The following is a 17,462-nucleotide window of genomic DNA, read 5'->3' as shown; positions in this document are numbered from 1 at the left end:
GCGGGGTCCGGTCAGTAGCTGGCGATGGGCACGGGGGCCTCGTTCTTGAACGTGAAGACGGTGATGGGCGCCTGCTTCATGTTGCCCTTGTCGTCGTACGCGTAGGTGGCGGCCACGCCCTTGTAGGTGGTCTTGTAGAGCTCCGCGCCCACCTTGTCGGGATCGATGGAGTTGGCCTTCTTCATCGACTCGCCGATGAACAGCACCTGGTCGTAGTACGAGGCGGCGTACGCATCGGGGTCGGCGTTGAAGCGCTTCTTGAACTTCTCCTTGAAAGCCGGGCCGGTCTGCGCCTTCTCGAGCATGGAGCCGCCCTGCGCGCAGAACACCAGGTCGTTGACCGCGTCGCCGCCGAGCTTGCCGGTGGCCGGGCTGCACACGGTGTCGCCGCCCAGCAGCTTGCCGGGCACGGCCAGCTGCTTCATCTGGCGCGCCATGGGCGCGGCCTGCGGCGCGTAGCCGCCGAAGAAGATGGCCTCGGGCGCCTTGGACTTCATGTTGGTCAGGATGGCGGTGAAGTCCACGGCCTTGTCGGTGGTGAACTCCTGGCCGACCACGGTGAGGCCCTGCTTCTTGGCTTCCTTGGTGAACTCCTCGGCGAGCCCCTGGCCGAAGGCGGTGCGGTCGTCGATGACGCCGACCTTCTTCACCTTCAGCACCTTGGCCGCGTACACCGCCATGCTGGAGCCGATCTGGTTGTCGCTGGCGATGATGCGGTACAGGTTCTTGTAGCCGCCCTGCGTCACCTTCGGGTTGGTGCCCACGGTGGAGACCATGGTGCCGCCGTCGCTGTAGATGCGCGAAGCCGGAATGGCCACGCCCGAGCAGTACGGGCCCATGACGAACTTGACGCCGTCGTCCACGAACTTCTGCGCCACGCTCACGCCGGTCTTGGCGTCGCACTGGTCGTCTTCGGAGACCAGCTCGAACTTGAGCGTCTTGCCGCCCACGCTGAGCTTCTTCGCGTTGAGTTCTTCCACGGCCAGGCGCACGCCGTTTTCATTGTCCTTGCCCGCGAAGGCATTGGGGCCCGACAGCGGACCGCTGTGACCGATCTTGACCACCTGCTCCTGCGCGTACGCCTGGCCACCGACGGCCAGGGCCACGAGGCCAGCGATGCCGGCGAGGCTGGAAACCGAAACCATGCTTGCTCTTGTCTTCATGCTTCTTCCTAGGTTGGGGACGATGAAAAGCGGCGAATGCGCGCGCTGCGACTACATGACCGACTGGTACTTCGCGGGCCGCGTGGCCAGCGCCTTCTTCACGACGCCCTCGATGAACGCGCGCTCCTCGCCGACGAGCGGCAGGCGCGGACGGCGCATGTGCTCGCTGCCCACGCCCACCAGCACGTCGATCAGCTTGAGGTTCTGCACCAGCTTGGTCGATACGTCCAGGTGCAGCATCGGCGTCATCCACTGGTAGAGCTTGAGCGCCTCGGCGAACTGGCCGGCCTTCATCAGGTCGTACAGCGCCACCGTTTCGCGCGGGAACGCGCAGCCCACGCCCGCCAGCAGCCCGTCGCAGCCCAGCGCCAGGCCTTCGTAGGCCAGGTCGTCCACGCCCAGGAACAGCTGGTAGCGGTCGCCCACCGTGTTGCGCAGGTCGGTGATGCGGCGGATGTCGTCGGTGCTTTCCTTGATAGCCGCGATCCATTCGCAGTCGGCCAGCTCGACCATGTGCTGCGGCTTCAGGTCGACGCGGTAGGCCACCGGGTTGTTGTAGACCATGATGGGTTTCTGCGCCGCGTTGGCGATGGTGCGCACGTTGAGCATGGCCTCGCGCGCGTCGGCCACGTAGATCACCGAGGGCATGACCATGAAGCCGGCCACGCCGAGCTTGTTGGCGCCGTCCACGTAGCGCAGCGCCTCTCGCGTGCTGGTTTCCGACACGTTGGCCAGCACCGGGATGCGGCCGTCGGCGGCGTCCAGCGCGATCTTCGCGACCTGCAGCTTTTCTTCCAGCGACAGCGTGCTGGCTTCGCCGAGCGAGCCGCAGGTGACGAGGCCGTGGATGCCGTTGCGGATCTGGAAGTCGATGTGGCGCGCCGTGCCCTCGGCATCGATGCTTTCGTCGGCGTGGAACTTGGTGGTGACGGCGGGGAAGATGCCTTGCCAGCGGGGATTGCTCACTTGATCGCTCCTTGTGGATGTGCGGTGTGGAAGCGTCGCACTTTAAATATATTAAGGATATATCGTCAAGATATTCGTAGTGCAAGCGCGCTTCCGCGCTCGGGCCTTGTGTGATACGCGGGATACGGGAGCGGAAGAAGGCCGCTACTTGCGGCCGTCGGCCGGGCGCAGCACGCCGCGCTTGAGGGTGACCGGCTTGCCGACCGGCGGCGCGGACTTGGTCTCGACCGTGCGCAGCGCGCCGTTGTCCATGCGCACCGCGACCTCGTAGACCGTGACGGTGCGCACGTGCTTTTCGATCTCGTTGCCCGCGAAACCGCCGCCGACCGCGCCCAGCACCGTGGTCGCGGCACGGCCGTTGCCATGGCCGAACTGGTTGCCGACCAGGCCGCCCACCACCCCACCGGCCACGGCGCCCACGCCCGAGGTGCTCTGAAGGCGCTTCTGCACAGGGCGAACCGATTCGACGTGGCCGCAGACCGCGCAGGGCGGCGGCGCGGGTGGCGCGGCGGCCATCGGGGCGGGCGAAGGTGCGGGCAAAGGTGCGGGTTGAGCGCCCTGGGCCTGCATCGGCACGGGCGCAGGTGCAGGCATGGGTGCCGCCGCCATCGCTTGCGGCGCCGGGCCCGCGGCCGTCGGCGGCACGGCCGGTGCCGCCGGCATCGCTTCAGGCTTGAAATCGTCCGGCGCCATGGGTGACGCGGCGGCAACGACCGGCGCCGGCGCGCTGGCGGCGGTGTCCGGCCCCTGCCGGTGCAGCAGCACGCCACCCAGCGCCACCACGGCCACGGCGAGCACGCCGATCGCGGCCCACAGCGCCTTCGGCGACTTGCTCACGGGCGAGCCCGCGGGTTGGTTGAACGGCGGCGTCGGATCCATGGGAAACCTCTTTGCTGTCCGGGACGGAATGCCCCGGAATCCAGCAGGAAGCATGAGCGCGGCCGGCGCGTTGTCAATTGACCGGCGTCCTACATGGGTCGCCGGGCATGGGCCGCCGGGCGCTAGGGTGCCCTGCCGATCGCCGCGACGCCCGAGAGAAATCGCTTCGTCTCGCTTCGCATGCCCTGCGAGACGGCCTCCCAGGTTCGCGGCGGAAAATCCGCGGGCAGCAGCGCCTCGACTTCGCCCAACGCTTCGTCCACCGATTCCGCCATCTCCAGCATCGCGTCCCACGCGGCGATGCCGCCGTTCTTGATCGCAAGCTGGTGCCAATGACGGGCCTGGATGGTGTGCAGCACGTAGTGCGCATTTTTCGAGCGAACCGCCATGGCCAGTCTTGCCTCGCGCTTGTGCAACTGCTGGGCGCCGTTGCCGAAATAGGGCCACATCGAAAGGATGTCGTAGAGCGGCGTCATCTCGTAGGCGTCGCCCGGTTGCAGGCGGATCGAGAAATTCTTGGCGTGACCGTCCGTTGCCGCGAGCAGAAAGAAGGCGAGTTGCGCGCGCAGAAACGTTGTGCCGTCGCTGCGTTCCCGGCTGCCCTGCAGCAGTTGCAGGCACCTGAGCATGCCGGGGCCGCCGTCCTGCTCGTACTTCCTGTCTGCGGGCAAACCCATCGCCTGGCAAAAATCTTCCTGCGGCAAGCGTGCAATCCATTCGCCGCCGGCCATCCGCATCCGGTCGAACCGCTCGACCACCAACACCCGCTGGTCGCCGAAGGTCTCCGTCGTCGTTCTCGCAACGGGCAATCCGAGCGCTTCGACGATCTGCGCGCAAAGCCACTCGTTCTGCACGGAGTCCGAGGCGTCCACGCGCCTCGACCCGCCGATCAGGCCCAGCGGAAGCTTGAAGATGTGCGTGGTGGGCGTCGCGCCTTGCGGGCGGCACCACCGGCCTTGCCACTGGGTCAGCGCCGTCTTCTCCTGGGCGCCGGCGATGGAGATGCGAAACAAGTCCTCGCCGCGCATGCTGCGCGTGTGTGCATCGGAGGGCACGGCGCGCAGCAGTTCGGCAATCTGCGCTTCGTCCAGCGCCTCGCAGTCCACGCGGTCCCAGCCCTGCGGGGCCATCCCCTGCGGCAGCAATTGCACGGCGCCGACGCAGTCGCGACCGATGGCCTCGAGCAGGTCGAACGCCTTGGTGCCCTTGACGTTGAAGCGGCGGCCCAGCCGGGCGCGAATCCTGTCGTTGTCGGGCAGCAGGTTGTCGAAGTAGTTCCTGACCACGTCGCCCCGCACCTCGCGCGCGGCATTGATCGGGATCGACAACGACAGCGAGCGGTGCCGCGGCAACGCCAGCCATTGCGGGTCGTACCGGAACGAATGAGCATCGCGGTCGACCGACCAGGTGCCGACGAACTCGCCGTTCATCCATGCATTCAGTGCTTGTGTCACCAGGCGTCTTCCCTCGTCCGGACCACGAAGTTCCGCCGCGATGTCGGCTTGACGTCCTTGTCCGGGTTCAGCGCCTGGAGCGCGCGCAGCAACTCGCCCGGGCCCGCGCTTCGCGCAGGGACAGCGCCAGCGGCATCCTGGACCACCAGGCTGACCAACACGGATTGATCGTTCATTCTCCGGACGGCCCAGCGCCCTGGGCCTTGCGGGAGTTTCACGTCGGTGTCCGGCAGCGTGCCGTACGCCCGCGCAGGCTCGTCGACAACGTGGAGCACGGGGGTCGAAGGCGCGTCTTCGCGCACGGCAAACGAGCCGCCCAGCGCCGACAACAGCCTCATCAGTTGTTCGAAGTTCACTGCGCCCGGATTGGCTTCGATCTCGGCAATCCGGGCCTGGCTGACACCGACGAGCGCGCCGGCCTGGGCCTGCGTCAGGCCGCGCTTTTTTCGCAGCGCCTTGAGGTGCGGCCGCAACTGATCGACGAAGCGCAGTGGATAGTCCATCTTGAGATCAAGATATCGGCCCTGGCTTGTTTTGTCAATATATTGGCCCTAGCCTATATCTTCAATATACAAGCCTGGACTTGTATTTGCGCAATACAAGCGCAGGGCTTTTGAAGCGCAGCCGGATGATGCAGCCAAGTGATGCAGCCGGCCTCAATCGATCTTCGCCCCCGAAGCCTTCACCACCGCCCCCATCGCGTCCCAGTCCGAGCGCAGCAGCTTCTGGAATTCCTCCGCGCTCTGGCTGCGCGGCTCCACGCCCAGGCGCTTGAAGCGCTCCTGGATCACCGGGTCCGCCAGCACCTTGTTGGCCGCGACGTTGATGCGTTCCACCTCGGCCTTGGACGTGCCGGCCGGCGCGAGCAGGCCGATCCACGAGTCGAAGGCGTAGCCCGGCAGGCCGCTCTCCGCCACGGTGGGCAGCTTGGGCAGGAAGGGGCTGCGCGACTGGCCGGTGGAGGCCAGCAGCTTCATGCGCGCGTCGTCCTGGAAGCCGATCACGCCGATGCTCGACGAGATCACCGCCTGCACGCGGCCCGCCAGCACCTCGTTGACGGCCTCGCCGGTCGACTTGGTGGGAATGTGCGTCATCTGCAGGCCGGCCTTGGCCAGGAACGAGGCCATGGCCAGGTGCGTGGCGCTGCCGTTGCCGGCCGAGGCGTAGTTGTACTTGCCGGGGTTGGCCTTGACCTCCTTGATGAAGTCGGCCGTGGTCGACACGCCCATGCCGCCCGCCACCGCCAGCACGTAGCCCGCGTTGCCGACGTTGGCCACGCCCACGAAGTCCTTCAGCGGGTCGTAGCTCAGCTTGTTGTACAGGAAGCCCGCGATGTTGTGGCTCGCGGCCGCCAGCACCAGCGTGCTGCCGTCGGCCGGCGCGCGCGCCACCATCGCCGCGCCCACGGTGCCGCCCGCGCCCGCGCGGTTCTCGACGATGGCGCTGGCGTTGAGCGCCGCGCCCAGTTCGTTGTTGAAGGCGCGCGCCACGGTGTCCTGCACCGCGCCGGTGCCGAAGGGCACGACGATGTGGATCACGCGCTGCTGCGCATGCACCGGGGCGATGGCGCACAGCGCCGCTGCGGCGGCGGCCAGGGCGGCCAGGGAACGTCGGGTGAACAGGGTCGTAGGCATCTGGGTGGCCGCTTTCATCATCGTCATCGACAGGGAGACAGGGAGGGAATCTCAGGAGCCCGACGGCAGCCAGCGCTGCACCAGCTTCACGAAGTAGCTGGCACCGATCGGGATGATCTCGTCGTTGAAATCGAACGAGGTGTTATGGATGATGCAAGGGCCGGGCCCGTGCCCGTCGAGCCGGTGGTCGCCGTCGCCGTTGCCCAGGAAGGCGTAGCAGCCGGGCCGCGCGATCAGCATGTGCGCGAAGTCTTCGGCGCCCATCACAGCGGGGAAGTCGTCGGTGACCATGTCGTCGCCCACCACCTCGCGCATCACGCCGGCCGCAAAGCGCGCCTCGGCCGGGTGGTTCACGGTCGGCGGCGACGAACGGTTGAAGAACACCTCGGCCGTACAGCCGTGCGCCGCCGCCACGCCCGCGGCCACCTCGCGCAGGCGGGCCTCGATCTTGTCGATGGCGTCGATCGAGAAGGTGCGGATGGTGCCGCCCACCGTGGCCACGTCGGGAATGACGTTGGGCGCATCGGAGCCCTGCAGCTGCGTGACCGCCAACAGCGCGCGCTCGGTGCTTGGAATGGTGCGCGCCACGATGGTCTGCAGCTGCTGCGCCAGCGTGACCACCGCGGCCACCGGGTCGATGCCCGTGTGCGGCATCGATGCATGCGTGCCGCGCCCGCGCACGGTGATCCTGTAGGTGTTGCTCGAGGCCATGAGCGCGCCTTCGTTCAGCGCGAAGCGGCCCACGTCACCCACCGGGAAGTTGTGCAGGCCGAAGACCGCGTCGCACGGGAAGCGCTCGAACAGGCCTTCGTCGATCATCTTCCTGGCGCCGGCCTTGCCCATCTCCTCGGCGGGCTGGAAGATGAAATGCACCGTGCCGTCGAAGTCGTCGCCGCCTTGCTGCGACAGGTGCCAGGCGGCGGCCAGCAGCATGGTGGTGTGGCCGTCGTGGCCGCAGGCGTGCATGCGCCCGGGGTTGGTCGACCTGTGAGCGAACTCGTTGGCCTCGTTCAGCGGCAGCGCGTCCATGTCGGCGCGCAGGCCGATGGTGCGGGCGCCCGTGCCCTTGCGAAGCACGCCGACCAGGCCGGTGCCCGCAATGCCGCGGTGCACCTCGATGCCCCAGCCCGTCAGCAGGTTCGCCACCTTCTCGGAGGTGCGGTGCTCCTCGAAACCGAGCTCGGGGTGGGCGTGGATGTCGCGTCGGATCTCGACGAAGCGCGCGGCATTGGCAAGGAAGGAATCGGCGATGTTCATGGCGGGGCGGGCTGCGAAAAAGTCGTTCGAATGAGGAGCGAACGATTCTGGCGCAGCCACCCGCTGTGTGCACATCGGGATTGCGAGGCTTGCCCGAGCACACCTCGAGCTGGCGAGGCTTGCCCGAGTACGCCTCGAGCTGACGAGGCTTGCCCGAGTACGCCCGGAGCTGACGAGGCTTGCCCGAGTACGCCCGGAGCTGGCGAGACCTACCCGAGCCGGCCTTCCTGCCGCAGCTTCGCCCCGATGCGCCGGATCTCGGCCTCGCCCTGGTCCAGCGTGGTTTGGCTGGTGTGCACCGAGTAGTGCCCCATCACCAGCTCGTGCGGGTGCCTGGCGGCCGAGCCCAGCACGAAGCGCGTGTCGCCATGGGCGACGAAGTCGATCGCGTCTTCCGACTCCTCGAACACCGCGAGTTCGCCGGTGCCGATCGGGCCGCCCTTGTCGTCAGCCACGCCGACCGCGCCCGCGCTGACCGCCAGCCACCCCACCGTGTGGCCGGCCGGCGGCACGTAGCGCCAGCGCTCGCCGTCCTTCAGCTCGACGGCCAGGTAGTTCATCGGCGACGGTGCCGCGATGGCGCTTTGCGCCGCGCCATGGCGCCCGAGCAGCACGCGCACCGGCCCCTCTTGCGGCACCTGCGAGGGCGCGAGGTACAGGCTGTGCGCCGGCGCGTTCTCTTCGGCGGCCGGCAGCGCCACCCACAGCTGGAAGCCGCTCACGCGCGTCACGCCCGGCGCGGGCCCGCCCGTGTGCCACACGCCGTTGCCCGCGCGCATCCACTCGACGCCGCCACCGTGCAGCGTGCCGCGCTCGCCGGTCGTGTCGTCATAGAGCGTGTCGCCCTCCATCAGGTAGGTGAGCGTGGCAATGCCCGAGTGCGGATGCAGCCCGAAGCCCTTGTGGCCGCCCGAGGTGTCGAAGCCGAACAGGTCCAGGAACACGAAGGGCTTCAGGAATTCGCCCAGGTCGCCCGGGCTCATGAGCCGCGTGATGCCGCCGTGGCGCGAGCCGCGCGTGCGATAGACGACGGGGCGGGTCCGCGTATCGACAGCCGTGGTCATGCGGCCTCCCGCGCGGTCTTCAGCGCCCGGGTCCACCAGGCCATGTCGTCGAGCATGGCGGTGGCGGCCTGCGCGAGGTGCGGGAAGTCGCCGAAGCTCTTGCCCTGCTGCCAGATGCCCATGAACTCCACCATGCCGATGTGCACCGCGTGGCGCACCGGCGCCATCTGCATCTCGACCGCCACCAGCCGCAGCTGCTCCACAGCGCGTGCCGCGCCCACGCCGCCGTAGCCCACGAAGCCGATCGGCTTGCGGATGAACTCCTTGTAGGCCCAGTCGATCGCGTTCTTCAGCACCGCGCTCGGGCCGTGGTTGTACTCGGGCGTGACGATGACCAGGCCGTCGAAGGTGGCCAGCTTGGCCTGCCAACGCTGGGCGGCTTCGTTCTTCACCGGACCCCAGGCCGGCGCGCCGGCTTCGTTGAAGAAAGGCAGCGGGTGGTCGCGCAGGTCGACCAGTTCGAACGCGAGGTCGGTGCGCTGATTGGCGATCTCGTGGATCCACTGCGCGGGCTTTTCGCCGAAGCGGCCTTCGCGGGTCGAAGCGATGACGATGCCGATGCGGGGTTGTGCTTGCTGGGTCATGGGGAAAGCTCCTGAATGAGGGAAGAAGAGAGCAGAAAAATGGGGAATGAAGGAAATCAGGCGGTCGTGCCCGCCGCCCGCGGCACCGGCCGCAGGCGCCAGGCCACAAAGGCCGACAGCAGTGCCAGCACCACCGCCGGCGCCGGGTTGCCGCCGATCAGCACCAGGTGCGTGGCCACCGCGCACACCATGGTCGCGGCCAGCAGCAGGCCGCCGAGGAAGCCGGTGGCGGGCACCAGCAGCAGCACCGCGCCGCCGACCTCGACCAGGCCGGTCAGGTAGCGGAACCACTGGCCGGCGCCGATGGCGTCGAACACCTGGACCATCTGCGGCAGGCCGGCCAGCTTGGCCGCGCCGGCGGCGCCGAAAGCCAGGGCGAGCACGATGCGCACGCCCCAGACGATGCGGCGCTGGGCGGGGGAAGAAGGGAGTGAGGAAGTCATGGCCTGAAGGTTAGGCACGCACCCATTGATCGACTAGACGGTAGAGTCGGATTGCACTCATCCAGAATTCAAAGGAATCAGCCCGCCATGATCGACCTCAACGACATCGCCATGTTTGTGCAGGTGGTGCGCTACGGCAGCTTCGCCGAGGCCGGCAGGCGGCTCGGTCTGCCGCCGAACACCGTGAGCCGGCGCATCCAGCAGCTCGAGGCGCAACTGGGCACGCGGCTCATGCAGCGCTCCACGCGCAAGCTCACGCTGACCGGCGCGGGACAGGATTTTCATGACCGCTGCGCGGGCGCGGTCGACGGACTGGTGGCGGCCGGGCAGGCGCTGGTAGCGGGAGGGCAGGAGCCCAGCGGGCTGGTGCGGGTGGCCGCGCCGGCGGACTTCTTCGATTTCTTCCCGATGGAGTGGGTGTCGGACTTCCTGGCGGCGCACCCGCTGGTGAAGCTCGACTTCGTGCTCAGCGACGCGGCCGCCGACCTGATCGCCGAGCAGATCGACGTGGCGTTTCGCGGCGGCGTGCTGCGCGACTCGGGCTACATCGGCCGCCGGCTGGCCACCCGCAGCGGCGGCCTGCTGGCGAGCCCCGCGTACCTCGCGCGGCACGGCGAACCCGCGACCCTGCAGGAGCTGGCCAACCACGACTGCGTGACCCCGCCGCATCCGACCGGCCACACCACATGGCGGCTGACCGGGCCGGACGGGGCGCAAGAAGAGGTGCAGGTCACCGGGCGCTTCACCGGCAACACCGCGCAGGCGCTGCGCAAGGCGGCACTGGCCGGGCTGGGCATCACGCAGCTGCCGCCGTCGATGGCGACGCGCGACGAGCAGGACGGGCTGCTGGTGCGGGTGCTGCCGCAGTACCGCGATACCGGGCGGGGGCTGAGCGTGGTCTACCCGAGCCGCGAGCACTTGCCGCTGGCGGTGTCGGCATTTATTCAGCTTGTGACGCAAAAGCTGGGCAGCATGGGGATCCTGTCCGACGTTGCACCGTAAGCTCATTTCCTCGCGCGCCGCCCCCACTCGACCTGGCGCATCCGGAAAGCAACAAAGCAGGAAAGCTGATGGCCATCTACTTGAAAGAGCTTGCCCATGCGTGACGCGGCAGATGAAGCAGAACCTTCGGGCCAGGGAGAGCTGGTGCTGTACACCACGGAAGACGGCAGCGCGCGGTTTTTTCTGCGGACGGAAGACGGCACCGTATGGCTGACGCAGATGGAACTGGCGGCGCTGTTCCAGACCTCGGTTCCGAACATCAACATCCACATCAGGAACGTGCTCGACGAGGACGAACTGTTGCCCGAGGCAACTATTAAGGAAGACTTAATGGTTCGAATCGAAGGCAAACGCGAGGTGCGGCGGCCTCTGAAGCTCTATAGCCTGGACATGATCCTGGCCGTCGGCTACCGCGTGAAATCCCCTCGCGGCACCCAGTTCCGCCAATGGGCGACGGCACATCTGAAGGAATACCTCGTCAAGGGCTTCGTCATGGACGACGCCCGGCTCAAGGACCCGGGAAGCTGGGACTATTTCGACGAGATGCTGCAACGCATCCGCGACATACGGGCATCGGAGAAACGCTTCTACCAAAAGGTGCGCGACGTCTTTGCGTTGTCGGTGGACTACAAGGACGACCCGGAGGCCGTGGGTCTGTTCTTCGCCGAAGTACAAAACAAGATGTTCTATGCGGTCACGCAGCACACCGCCGCCGAGATCGTCGTGCAGCGCGCCGACTCCGGCGCACCCAACATGGCGCTGACCGCATGGAAAGCAGGGCGCGTGCGCAAGGCCGATGTGATCGTTGCCAAGAACTACCTCAACGCCGACGAGATCGACCATCTCAACCGCATCGTCACGCTGTTCCTGGACTTTGCGGAGCTTCGCGCCGAGAGGCGCAAGGACCTGCGCATGACGGACTGGCGGGCCTATGTCGACACCTTCATCGAATTCAATGAAAGCCCGTTGCTCAAGGGCACCGGGCGCATGAGCCACGACGAGATGGTCGAGATCGTGCACGGAAGGTATGAGAAGTTCGACATCCGGCGACGCGAGATGCAATCGCAGGAAGCCGACGCCGAAGACCTCAGGGAACTGGAGCGGGCAGAACGCCAGCTGTCGCAAAACAAGGGCGAGCGCGACGCTTCCTGATACCGGGTCTCGCGGAGATGCCACGCATCAGAATGCGTGAAAATCCGTCGAATCGCATCCGTCAGGTCATCACTTCATGAAAATCGAAAAAGACACCGTCGTCACCATCAAGTACAAAGTCTCCGACGCCCAGGGCAAGCTCATCGAGGCGAGCCCCGAGCCGATGGCCTACCTGCATGGCGGGTACGAGAACACGCTGCCCAAGATCGAGCAGGCGCTCGATGGCAAGGAGAAGGGCTACCAGACCGTGGTGGACCTCTCGCCCGAAGACGCCTTCGGCCAGCGCGACGAGGCACTGGTTCGCAGCATCCCCAAGACCGACTTCCCGCCGGGCGTGAAGATCGGCGGCCAGCTGCAAGGCCGGCTCGACGACGGTACCGAGCATGTCTTCACGGTGATGAAGATCAAGGGCCCGGTCGTGCTGCTCGACGGCAACCACCCATGGGCCGGCAAGGCGCTACGTTTCAGCCTGCAGGTGACGGACGTGCGCACGGCGCTGCCGGTGGAAATCGAGCACCGGCATGTGCATGGGGCGCACGGGCACCATCACTGACAAGGCGCCAGCAGGCTGAGGCCGACGCGCTCGGCGGCCGCCTGCTCCGCCTGACTACTTCTTCCAGAACCTCGGCGCGTCCTCGATCTTCTCCAGCGCCTTCCGGCACGCCTTCGCGCCCGCCGGATGCCGCGCGGTGAACCACCCCACCGCAAACCACGCACGCGCATCGCGCCCGGTGGCTTCGCGGTACAGCGCCATCGCCACCGCCTCGTCGTTGAAATCGCCCAGGGCGTCCTGCGCGGGGCGCAGCGCCTTCAGGTAGCGCTCGGCCGCGTCCTTGTCCTGCGCATCGAACAGCGGCGCCACGAACTCGGCGAGGTAGCGCAGGCGCTTCAGCCGCTTGCGCACGCGGTGCTGAAGTTCGGTGTCGAGCGACTCGAAGCGCTCGCCGTCGTGCAGCACCTGCTTGTGCAGATGCTGCAGGCGCTTGCGCAGCAGGCGGCGAGCGTCGTCGGCGCTTGCCGGGCCAGCCTCCGCGGCCTCCTCAGATTCAGCATGTTCCACCGCAGTGAATGCGATCAGCGACACCAGCACGCCCTGGAACGCCGATGCGCGCACCGCGTCGCCGGGTGACGGCGCGCTGGCCGCCGTGTCGTCGCCCGCCAGCGGGTCGAACGCCGGCGCGCCCGCTTCAGTCAGCCGCGGCTGCGCGAGCTTCACGACCTGCTCGCGGTCGCGCAGCGCGCCCAGTGCGCGGAAAGCCTCGACCAGCGGCGGCTCCCATTCGGCCGGCTGGAAGTGTTCCGACGACGCATCGAGCGCCGCCAGTTCGCGCAGCGCCGTGCGCAGGCGGCGGATGCCGATGCGCAGCTGATGGACCTGCTCTTCGTCGCTGCTTCCCGCCGCGATCTCGCTCGCGTTCGGCAGCATCTGCGCGAGGCACGATGCGACCACGGCCTGTTGGACGGCGCGCCCGTCGGGGTGCGGCGTGGCGAAGCGCGGCGCTTCGGCCTTCACCGCGCCCGCGGTCTCCTTCGCCGCCAGCAGCCGCGCGCCGCGCTCGGCCTTCGACACGGTGCTGAACCACAGCCCGTGCTGCTGCGACCAGCGCCGCGCGAGCGACACCAGGCCGCGCACATCGCCGCTTTTCAGCTCCAGTTCCAGCTCGCACACCGGCGATTCGCGCTGCTCGGGCGTGCCTGCGAACGCGACGACCTTGCCGACATCCAGCGCCATCTCGACCACCGCGCCGCCGGGCCCGGTGACGCGCACGTCGCGCGTGAGCCGCACGATGTCGGTGGATTGCCGCTCGACCAGCGGTGCAGGCGCTGCGTCGCCCTCGCCGCCATGCCCCAGCAGCCTGGCCAGCCGCTCGCCCACGGGCGTGCCCTGGTGGCGCAGCGGATCGATCTGCGGTGCGGCGCCCGCCGTGCCCAGGTCGACGTTGTGCTCGAGCCGGTGCAGCGCGTTGTCGCCGGTGGCCTTCACGGTCTGCACCCAGCGCGGGCCCTCCTTGCGCAGCCGCAGCACCATGCCGTCGGCGGCCAGGCGCAGGTCGGCGGTGTCGAAGTAGCGGGCCTGCAGGCGGGTGCGCTCGACGGCGCCGCGTTTGAGGGCGGTTTCGACGGCCTTCAGGCGGCCGGCGGGAATGCAGAACTTGAACTCGATTTCCATGGCAGCCATGATGCCCCGTCTTCTCCGGCCCCCGCAACACGGAAGCACCGGGCGCACCGGGTCCATCGAGCGAGACGAGAAAGGGCACGGACCATGGCAACGACGAACCCGACCGAACTGCTGTCCGCCGGCGCGGCGCGCTGCGCCGAGGCACTGGCCTCAGCGCAGGTCAGCGCGGCCGCGCTGTGCGAGGCCGCCATCGCGCGCATCGAGTCGCTCGACGGCGCGCTCAACGCGGTGGTGGTGCGCGACTTCGAGCGCGCCCGCCGGCAGGCCGCGCAGGCCGACGCGGCGCTGGCGCGCGGCGAGCGGCGCGCGCTGCTCGGCGTGCCGATGACGGTGAAGGAGGCCTTCAACGTCGCCGGCCTGCCGACCAGCTGGGGACTGCCACCGTTTCGCGGCTCCGTGCCGGCGCAGGACGCGGTGGCCGTGCAGCGGCTGAAGGCGGCCGGCGCGGTGATCCTCGGCAAGACCAACGTGGCCGCCGCGCTGGCCGACTGGCAATGCGACAACCCGGTGTACGGGCGCACGGTGCACCCGCTCGACGCGCACCGCACGCCGGGCGGCTCGTCGGGCGGCGCGGCGGTTGCCGTGGCAACGGGCATGGTCGCGCTCGAACTGGGCTCGGACCTGATGGGCTCGCTGCGCATTCCGGCGGCCTTCTGCGGCGTGCACGCGCACAAGCCGAGCCACGGCCTGCTGCCGACGCGCGGCTTCGCGTTCCCGGGCACCGAGGAGCCGCCGGCGGGGTTGCCGTCGGTGATCGGGCCGATCGGCCACTGCGCGCAAGACCTGGCGCTGGCGCTCGACGTGCTGGCAGGCCCCGACGCGATGTGCACGGCCGACGGCCACGGTCGGCTGCCCGCGCCGCGCCATGCGGCGGCCAGCGGCTGGCGCGTGCTCGTGGTCACGTCGCATCCGCAGGCCGCCGTGGGTGCCGACGTGCGCGCGGCCGTCGAATCGGCCGCGCGGCGGCTTGCCGACGCGGGTGCGGTGCTGGCTCACCAGTCTGAGCTGCTGCCCGACCTGGCCGAGGTCGGCGACACCTACGGCGGCATCGTGCAGACGGTGCTCGCCCACGCCGAACCGGGCGGCCAGTCGCCGCTGTCGCTGCGCGCGTGGTTCGACCTGCTGGCCGCGCGCACCCGCATCCGCGCCCAATTGCGCACGCTGTTCACCCAGTTCGACGCCGTGCTGTGCCCCGTCTTCGGCTGCGCCGCTTTCGAGCACGTGAGCGAGCCGGACTGGTCGCGCCGCACGCTCGCCATCGACGGCCGCGCCACGCCCTACGGCGCGCAGGGGGCGGCCTGGTCGAGCCTCGCCAGCCTCGGCGGGCTGCCCGCCACCGTGGCACCCGCAGGCCGCACCGCCGGCAGGCTGCCGCTGGGCGTGCAGATCGTCGGGCCGTACTTCGAAGACCGCAGCACGCTCGCGCTGGCCGCGCTCCTGGCCGATCCACCAGTCAATCGGCCCGGCTGAAAAATCATGTGGACGGCGTCCAGTTTGTTTGGTATCTTTTGTGGACGGCGTACACAAGACGCCGGCAAAACCCATCATTCCCCTCACCGACACAGGACGACACCATGGCCACCAAGCAGATCTTCGTGAACCTTCCCGTCAAGAACCTCGACAAGACCAAGGCGTTCTTCGCCGCGCTGGGCTACACCTTCAACCCGCAGTTCACCGACGCCAACGCCGCCTGCATGGTGGTGCAGAAGGACAGCATCCACGTCATGCTGCTGGTCGAGGCGTTCTTCAAGACCTTCACCACCAAGAGCCTGGCGGACACCGCCACCAGCACCGAGGTGCTGCTGTGCCTGTCGTGCGAGAGCCGCGCCGAGGTCGACGAGCTGGTGGCCAAGGCCAAGGCCGCGGGCGGCACCATTCCGCGCGAGCCGCAGGACTACGGCTTCATGTACGGCCACGGCTTCCAGGACATCGACGGCCACCTGTGGGAGCTGGTGTTCATGGACCCGAACGTCGAGATGCCCAAGCAGTAACCAAGTCACCGGGCAAACGAGACGACCCCGCGGCAGGCACCAAGGACGAAAGACGAAGGAAAGAACGATGCCGATCGTTCCATACGCGCTCTTCACTGTTGCAGGCAAGGCATCTACCGGACGGCGGCGGCGCCCCGATATTCCAGTCACCGGCAAGGCAACATCGGCCATGCCCCACGTGCAAAGGAATATCGATATGTCCGAAGACAACAACAAGAGCCTCAGCCCCATCGTGCAGATCGCGCCCCTCGGTTTCCCGTGGCAGACGATCGACCCGTTCCTGTTCTGCGTCTACCACGACGACGCCTACCCGCAGGGCAACGGCCGCATGGGCCCCGAGGCGTCGCTGGCAGGCCGCCAGATCGGCCAGGACTTCAGCCGCAAGGACGGCTGGAGCATGTACCACGGCGACACGGTGCCGGGCTTTCCCTCGCACCCGCACCGCGGCTTCGAGACGGTGACCATCGTGCGCAAGGGCCTGGTGGACCATTCCGACTCGCTGGGTGCCACCGCGCGCTTCGGCGGCGGCGACGTGCAGTGGCTCACGGCCGGCAAGGGCATCGTGCATTCGGAGATGTTCCCTCTGCTGGACGCCGGCGCGCCGAACCCGCTGGAGCTGTTCCAGATCTGGCTGAACCTGCCCGCGAAAAGCAAGATGGCCGAGCCGCACTTCACCATGTTCTGGTCGGACGCGATTCCGCGCTTCGGCTCCGACGACGCGAAGGGCGGACGCACCGAGGTCGCGGTGATCGCGGGGCGCATCGGTGGCGACGCCGCGGGCGGCCAGGAACCGATCCAGCCGCTGGCGCCGCCGCCCGACTCGTGGGCCGCGCAGGCCGACGCCGACGTGGCCATCTGGACGCTGAAGATGACACCCGGCGCGCAGTGGACGCTGCCCGCTGCGGCCGGCGAGGGCACGCGGCGCATGCTGTACTTCTTCAAGGGTACGGTGGCGCATGTGGCGGGCCAGCGCGTGGAAGGCCCGGTGGCCATCGAGCTGCGCGCGGACATGCCCGTGGAGCTGGCCAACGGCCCCGACGACACCAGCGAGTTCCTGGTGCTGCAGGGCCGCCCGATTGCCGAACCGGTGGTGCAGTACGGCCCCTTCGTGATGAACACGCAGGCCGAGATCAGCCAGACCATGGCCGACTACCGCCGCACGCAGTTCGGCGGCTGGCCCTTCGGCGACTCGGCGCCGGTGCACGGCATGCAGACGGCGCGCTTCGCGAAGCACCCGGGCGGGCGCGAAGAGCTGCCGGCGCAGCCGGCGGCTGTTGTGGCTACTGCAGCTGCGGTGGCTGCAGCGGGTACGGTCAAAGGCTCTTGAGGGCCTCCGCGCCCGGCGCGGTCATGCTGGGCACGAACTCCAGGATGTCGGCGCGCGCGGCGCCGTTCAGCACGAACGGGTCGCGCGCCAGCACCGCCTGCAGCCCGTCGCGGTCGCCCGAACGCGCCAGGATCACGCCGCCCTTGCGCGGCACCTGTCGGCCCGAGGCCAGGAACAGACCACTTTCGTAGTGCTTCTTGAGCCAGGCGATGTGCGCGTCCATCAGCACGTCGAGTTCGTCGAGCGGCCGGATGTAGGTCAGTGTGACGATGAACATGGTGGTGACGCAGAGTCGTGGAACCACCATCCTATGGGCTTGGCGCCGCGCGCGCAGCGCCAAGGTGTGCACACCGGTAACCGGTGGTGA

18 protein-coding genes are annotated in these 17,462 nt (G+C 68.4%); 6 read left to right on the top strand and 12 right to left on the bottom strand.

The genetic code is table 11. The features are described 5' to 3' along the window. Positions 1-11: 11 nt before the first annotated feature. The 10 genes from BM013_RS17620 to BM013_RS17575 form a co-directional block, all read right to left on the bottom strand. Positions 12-1,163, bottom strand: coding sequence for a branched-chain amino acid ABC transporter substrate-binding protein (locus BM013_RS17620; protein WP_093128928.1), 1,152 nt, complete (start codon positions 1,161-1,163; stop codon positions 12-14). Positions 1,164-1,214: 51 nt separating this feature from the next. After that, positions 1,215-2,129 carry a dihydrodipicolinate synthase family protein gene (locus tag BM013_RS17615; protein ID WP_093128927.1) on the bottom strand — a complete coding sequence of 305 codons (915 nt, stop codon included), beginning with the start codon at positions 2,127-2,129 and terminating at the stop codon, positions 1,215-1,217. A gap of 144 nt (positions 2,130-2,273) precedes the next feature. Next, positions 2,274-3,008, bottom strand: a complete 735-nt coding sequence (locus tag BM013_RS17610; protein WP_093128926.1) for a glycine zipper 2TM domain-containing protein — start codon at positions 3,006-3,008, stop codon at positions 2,274-2,276. Positions 3,009-3,130: 122 nt separating this feature from the next. Beyond that, the gene (locus tag BM013_RS17605; RefSeq protein ID WP_093128925.1) at positions 3,131-4,438 is read right to left on the bottom strand and encodes a type II toxin-antitoxin system HipA family toxin; all 1,308 of its coding nucleotides are present in this window, start codon (positions 4,436-4,438) and stop codon (positions 3,131-3,133) included. Positions 4,439-4,458: 20 nt separating this feature from the next. Then, entirely contained in the window at positions 4,459-4,965 is a 507-nt protein-coding gene (locus tag BM013_RS17600; RefSeq protein WP_093128924.1) for a helix-turn-helix domain-containing protein, read from the bottom strand. A 153-nt stretch (positions 4,966-5,118) separates the two neighbouring features. After that, positions 5,119-6,114 carry a tripartite tricarboxylate transporter substrate-binding protein gene (locus tag BM013_RS17595; RefSeq protein ID WP_371280367.1) on the bottom strand — a complete coding sequence of 332 codons (996 nt, stop codon included), beginning with the start codon at positions 6,112-6,114 and terminating at the stop codon, positions 5,119-5,121. Positions 6,115-6,147: 33 nt separating this feature from the next. After that, the gene (locus BM013_RS17590; RefSeq protein ID WP_093128922.1) at positions 6,148-7,353 is read right to left on the bottom strand and encodes a M20 aminoacylase family protein; all 1,206 of its coding nucleotides are present in this window, start codon (positions 7,351-7,353) and stop codon (positions 6,148-6,150) included. A 209-nt stretch (positions 7,354-7,562) separates the two neighbouring features. After that, complete coding sequence (locus tag BM013_RS17585) at positions 7,563-8,417, bottom strand: pirin family protein (RefSeq protein ID WP_093128921.1); 855 nt, start codon at positions 8,415-8,417, stop codon at positions 7,563-7,565. Further along, positions 8,414-9,001, bottom strand: a complete 588-nt coding sequence (locus BM013_RS17580; RefSeq protein ID WP_093128920.1) for an NADPH-dependent FMN reductase — start codon at positions 8,999-9,001, stop codon at positions 8,414-8,416. The genes BM013_RS17585 and BM013_RS17580 overlap by 4 nt, the downstream gene beginning before the upstream one ends. A 56-nt stretch (positions 9,002-9,057) precedes the next feature. Then, complete coding sequence (locus BM013_RS17575) at positions 9,058-9,444, bottom strand: DoxX family protein (protein ID WP_093128919.1); 387 nt, start codon at positions 9,442-9,444, stop codon at positions 9,058-9,060. Between the two features lie 87 nt (positions 9,445-9,531). On the opposite strand from BM013_RS17575, the gene BM013_RS17570 reads away from it, so the two are divergent. The 3 genes from BM013_RS17570 (at position 9,532) to BM013_RS17560 (ending at position 12,151) form a co-directional block, all read left to right on the top strand. Then, positions 9,532-10,446, top strand: a complete 915-nt coding sequence (locus tag BM013_RS17570; protein WP_093128918.1) for a LysR family transcriptional regulator — start codon at positions 9,532-9,534, stop codon at positions 10,444-10,446. Positions 10,447-10,542: 96 nt separating this feature from the next. After that, entirely contained in the window at positions 10,543-11,598 is a 1,056-nt protein-coding gene (locus BM013_RS17565; RefSeq protein ID WP_093128917.1) for a virulence RhuM family protein, read from the top strand. Between the two features lie 76 nt (positions 11,599-11,674). Beyond that, entirely contained in the window at positions 11,675-12,151 is a 477-nt protein-coding gene (locus tag BM013_RS17560; protein WP_093128916.1) for an FKBP-type peptidyl-prolyl cis-trans isomerase, read from the top strand. A 54-nt stretch (positions 12,152-12,205) separates the two neighbouring features. On the opposite strand, the gene BM013_RS17555 is transcribed toward BM013_RS17560, so the two are convergent. Then, positions 12,206-13,777 carry a CYTH and CHAD domain-containing protein gene (locus tag BM013_RS17555; protein ID WP_093128915.1) on the bottom strand — a complete coding sequence of 524 codons (1,572 nt, stop codon included), beginning with the start codon at positions 13,775-13,777 and terminating at the stop codon, positions 12,206-12,208. Between the two features lie 84 nt (positions 13,778-13,861). On the opposite strand from BM013_RS17555, the gene BM013_RS17550 reads away from it, so the two are divergent. The 3 genes from BM013_RS17550 to BM013_RS17540 all read left to right on the top strand — a co-directional run bounded on the left by BM013_RS17550 (position 13,862) and on the right by BM013_RS17540 (position 17,095). Next, a complete protein-coding gene (locus tag BM013_RS17550; RefSeq protein WP_093128914.1) occupies positions 13,862-15,247 on the top strand; it encodes an amidase family protein in 1,386 nt (461 codons plus the stop codon). Positions 15,248-15,351: 104 nt separating this feature from the next. Further along, on the top strand, positions 15,352-15,768 hold the full coding sequence (locus BM013_RS17545; protein WP_093128913.1) for a VOC family protein: 417 nt from the start codon (positions 15,352-15,354) through the stop codon (positions 15,766-15,768). A gap of 196 nt (positions 15,769-15,964) precedes the next feature. Next, the gene (locus BM013_RS17540) at positions 15,965-17,095 is read left to right on the top strand and encodes a pirin family protein (protein ID WP_256221541.1); all 1,131 of its coding nucleotides are present in this window, start codon (positions 15,965-15,967) and stop codon (positions 17,093-17,095) included. On the opposite strand, the gene BM013_RS17535 is transcribed toward BM013_RS17540, so the two are convergent. Beyond that, positions 17,082-17,372 (bottom strand): YciI family protein, encoded by a 291-nt coding sequence (locus BM013_RS17535; RefSeq protein ID WP_093128911.1) that lies wholly within the window; start codon positions 17,370-17,372, stop codon positions 17,082-17,084. The genes BM013_RS17540 and BM013_RS17535 overlap by 14 nt on opposite strands. Positions 17,373-17,462: the final 90 nt, after the last annotated feature.

Origin of the sequence: Variovorax sp. OK605, from assembly GCF_900115445.1 — a bacterium.
Classification (GTDB): Bacteria; Pseudomonadota; Gammaproteobacteria; order Burkholderiales; family Burkholderiaceae_C; genus Variovorax.
Note: the sequence above shows the minus strand (reverse complement) of the source record. Positions and strands in the feature narration are given on the sequence as shown.

Bases quoted from the DNA above. Each gene is read 5' to 3' on its own strand.
- BM013_RS17620 (WP_093128928.1), bottom strand. From the start codon at position 1,163: ATGAAGACAAGAGCAAGCATGGTTTCGGTTTCCAGCCTCGCCGGCATC.
- BM013_RS17610 (WP_093128926.1), bottom strand. From the start codon at position 3,008: ATGGATCCGACGCCGCCGTTCAACCAACCCGCGGGCTCGCCCGTGAGC.
- BM013_RS17605 (WP_093128925.1), bottom strand. From the start codon at position 4,438: ATGAACGGCGAGTTCGTCGGCACCTGGTCGGTCGACCGCGATGCTCAT.
- BM013_RS17600 (WP_093128924.1), bottom strand. From the start codon at position 4,965: ATGGACTATCCACTGCGCTTCGTCGATCAGTTGCGGCCGCACCTCAAG.
- BM013_RS17595 (WP_371280367.1), bottom strand. From the start codon at position 6,114: ATGAAAGCGGCCACCCAGATGCCTACGACCCTGTTCACCCGACGTTCC.
- BM013_RS17590 (WP_093128922.1), bottom strand. From the start codon at position 7,353: ATGAACATCGCCGATTCCTTCCTTGCCAATGCCGCGCGCTTCGTCGAG.
- BM013_RS17585 (WP_093128921.1), bottom strand. From the start codon at position 8,417: ATGACCACGGCTGTCGATACGCGGACCCGCCCCGTCGTCTATCGCACG.
- BM013_RS17580 (WP_093128920.1), bottom strand. From the start codon at position 9,001: ATGACCCAGCAAGCACAACCCCGCATCGGCATCGTCATCGCTTCGACC.
- BM013_RS17575 (WP_093128919.1), bottom strand. From the start codon at position 9,444: ATGACTTCCTCACTCCCTTCTTCCCCCGCCCAGCGCCGCATCGTCTGG.
- BM013_RS17570 (WP_093128918.1), top strand. From the start codon at position 9,532: ATGATCGACCTCAACGACATCGCCATGTTTGTGCAGGTGGTGCGCTAC.
- BM013_RS17565 (WP_093128917.1), top strand. From the start codon at position 10,543: ATGCGTGACGCGGCAGATGAAGCAGAACCTTCGGGCCAGGGAGAGCTG.
- BM013_RS17560 (WP_093128916.1), top strand. From the start codon at position 11,675: ATGAAAATCGAAAAAGACACCGTCGTCACCATCAAGTACAAAGTCTCC.
- BM013_RS17555 (WP_093128915.1), bottom strand. From the start codon at position 13,777: ATGGCTGCCATGGAAATCGAGTTCAAGTTCTGCATTCCCGCCGGCCGC.
- BM013_RS17550 (WP_093128914.1), top strand. From the start codon at position 13,862: ATGGCAACGACGAACCCGACCGAACTGCTGTCCGCCGGCGCGGCGCGC.
- BM013_RS17545 (WP_093128913.1), top strand. From the start codon at position 15,352: ATGGCCACCAAGCAGATCTTCGTGAACCTTCCCGTCAAGAACCTCGAC.
- BM013_RS17540 (WP_256221541.1), top strand. From the start codon at position 15,965: ATGTCCGAAGACAACAACAAGAGCCTCAGCCCCATCGTGCAGATCGCG.
- BM013_RS17535 (WP_093128911.1), bottom strand. From the start codon at position 17,372: ATGTTCATCGTCACACTGACCTACATCCGGCCGCTCGACGAACTCGAC.